This is a genomic window from Paraburkholderia sp. RL17-381-BIF-C (genome assembly GCF_046026435.1).
Lineage (GTDB): Bacteria > Pseudomonadota > Gammaproteobacteria > Burkholderiales > Burkholderiaceae > Paraburkholderia.
In genome coordinates, this window is sequence record NZ_JARESX010000163.1 from 1 (window position 1) to 2,635 (window position 2,635).

Here is a 2,635-nt window from a genome sequence, read left to right on the forward strand (position 1 = left end):
TTCGGCCCGCTCCTTCAGCGCGGGGGCCAGCGCGCGGGCGCGCTCGATCAGTTCGTCCGCGGTCCCGGCGCGCTCGATGACGAGCGTTTCTTCATTGCTTGTTGCGGTCTGGGTATTCAAAATTGAGCTCCATTTGATTCGGTTTTTATAGAACATACGTTGCATAAAAAACAAATGCAAGCACTACAGATTGGGGGTCTACCCTGCCCCATCGCAGCGATTGCCCCGCCACAGCAAGCCTGGTGAGTTAGAATGACTGTTCCGAAGAGGATGAAAAATGCCGAAACTTGGAATGGAAGCCATCCGTCGCCGGCAGGTGATGGACGCGGTGATCCAAATTCTGTCGATCAACGACTGGCGGGACCTCACGATCCGGGAGGTCAGCGACGTCGCAGGCATTTCGTCCGGCGTGATTACCCATTACTTCAGCAACAAGCGCGCGCTGACGCTGGACGCGATCAGCGACGCCACGCTGCAGTTTGTCAAAGCGCTCGGAAAATTCGAAAGTCGGCGCAGCAACGCTGCGAGCCGCCTGGCTTCACTCGTTGACTTCGTCAGCCAGCCCTCGCCCGCCGGTATCCCGGAATGGCGATTCTGGCTAAGCCTTTTTTTGGAAGCATGCCGTTTGACGGCGTGCTGCAGGCAGAGGTACAGAAGGTTCATCGGCTTTATACCGAAGTCATCGTCAGACTGATCGAGTCCGGTGTTGACGAAGGGAGTTTCCACCCCAGCCGCAAACCGGGCGATATCGCCATCAAATTCATCAGTGCCGCTTTCGGGCTCTGTGTACCGATGGTGGCCGATCGCTAGGCGATGCCGCCTGAGCGCTGTCGTAGCCTGCTGCTCGATCTCCTGAGCCAGGATCTCGGCATAACTCTAGGCGATTCACCCTCTGCAAAAGCAATGCAAGTGCGGTAAATTAATTGGGCGATACAAACATCCAGTTTGGATAATGCGTCGTCGCCTGTCCTACTTCGCCATCATCAGGGAGTGTAATCGTTGACCGTCATTTATCCCGACGATTTCAGGGGCGCGCGAGTGCAAAGCCGCACCCTGATTACCACCGCACGCAACCTAATTCCAACCCTGAGGGAACGGGAAGAGGAAGCGGAGCGCCATCGCCGGCTGCCTGAAGCAACCAGTCTCGATCTGCGACGTACCGGCGTCGCGCGATTGCTTCAGCCCGAATCGTTCGGCGGCGCAGAGGGGTCGCTCGAAAACCTCGTGGATGTACTGATCCCGATCGCGAGCGGATGCCCTTCTACGGCATGGTGTCTGGCCCAGTACCTGTTCCACAATTACATGATCGCTCGATGGCCAGTGGCGGCCCAAAAAGAAGTCTGGAGCGACCCCACGAACCTTGTCAGTGGCATCCTTGTACCTCGCCTCGGCACGGCCCGGCAGGTCGACGGCGGCTACGAACTCTCGGGCCACTGGCCTTTTGTAAGCGGCGTACAGGCTTCCGACTGGTGCATCCTTGCAGGCATGGTTGAGCAGGAGTCTGCCCCGGACGAAGAGCGCTATTTCCTCGTTCGTACCGCTTCAGTGACAATCCTCGACACCTGGAATCCGATCGGCCTCCACGGATCAGGTAGCCACGATGTCAAGATCGAGAAGCTGTTCGTACCCCAACATCTAACGTTGTCGATCGGCCACATGAAGGGTGGTGACTTTCCGGGTAAAGCTCTCAATCGCAGCGCACTCTTCCGTCCTCCTCTGCATATGATCAGCGGCATTCTCCCCGCTGCGTGCCTGATTGGGATGACCGAAGCCATGTTTGAAAACTTCCTGTTGCAGTCGCGCGGGCGTAAAGCGCTCAGAACATGCGAGGAGACAGTGAACTATCCGACGCACCAGATGCGTGTCGGCGAAGTATCGGCCTCGCTACAGGCGGCTGAGATGCTCATCCGCGCAGACTGTAGAGAAATCATGGAGTCCGCTGCGGCTGACAGCGCATATTCGTCCATGGAGCGGTCAAACTACCGTTCAAATGCGGCATACGCCGGCCAGCTCGCACGGCGAGCCGCCGAGGCGGTCTGGGATCTGATAGGTGCCCGCGGCGCGTATGCGACCAATCTGATTGCGCGATACTATCGAGACATCGCAGTAGCGTCGCGCCACACCGCGATCAACTGGGAAGTCAATGCGACCGAGCATGGTCGCGCCCGCCTGCGCCTGCCACTTACGAATCCATCGCTATAAGCCAGCCGGTCCGTCGGATGTTGCACGCATCCGACAGACCGCGTCTGCGCGTCCCAAACATTCCTCTAATCAATTCATTGTATCTGCCAACTGGCCTGTCGCTTGGTTGCAGCGCAACAAATCAGAAGCTACGTACTGCCCGTCTAAAAAACGCCACTTTAACTCGAACCTCTTGACAACTTTATTTGGATAGTTTGTTCTATATACCGTGACTATTTCGGCAATGTGGCCGGAACAACAAAATTCGGAGACAACGATCATCAGCACGCGCCGACATCCCGTCGATGCAATGAGCGAAGAGGCGCACGTCACTTAACACAGACGTACTCGCCTCCATCCGTACTATTCCAAGCTACTTCGGTATTTGCCGCCGGCCATGCCGTCTAGGTGCGGCGCACAAGAAACCAACTCTGTAACGCCTAGTACAGTCCCT

At 57.0% G+C, this 2,635-nt stretch carries 2 protein-coding genes; both read left to right on the plus strand.

The features are described from left to right. The first annotated feature begins 277 nt into the window (after positions 1-277). Positions 278-694, plus strand: coding sequence for a TetR family transcriptional regulator (locus tag P0D70_RS36350; protein WP_408188073.1), 417 nt, complete (start codon positions 278-280; stop codon positions 692-694). Between the two features lie 305 nt (positions 695-999). Further along, positions 1,000-2,202 carry an acyl-CoA dehydrogenase family protein gene (locus P0D70_RS36355; protein ID WP_408188074.1) on the plus strand — a complete coding sequence of 401 codons (1,203 nt, stop codon included), beginning with the start codon at positions 1,000-1,002 and terminating at the stop codon, positions 2,200-2,202. Positions 2,203-2,635 lie beyond the last annotated feature (433 nt).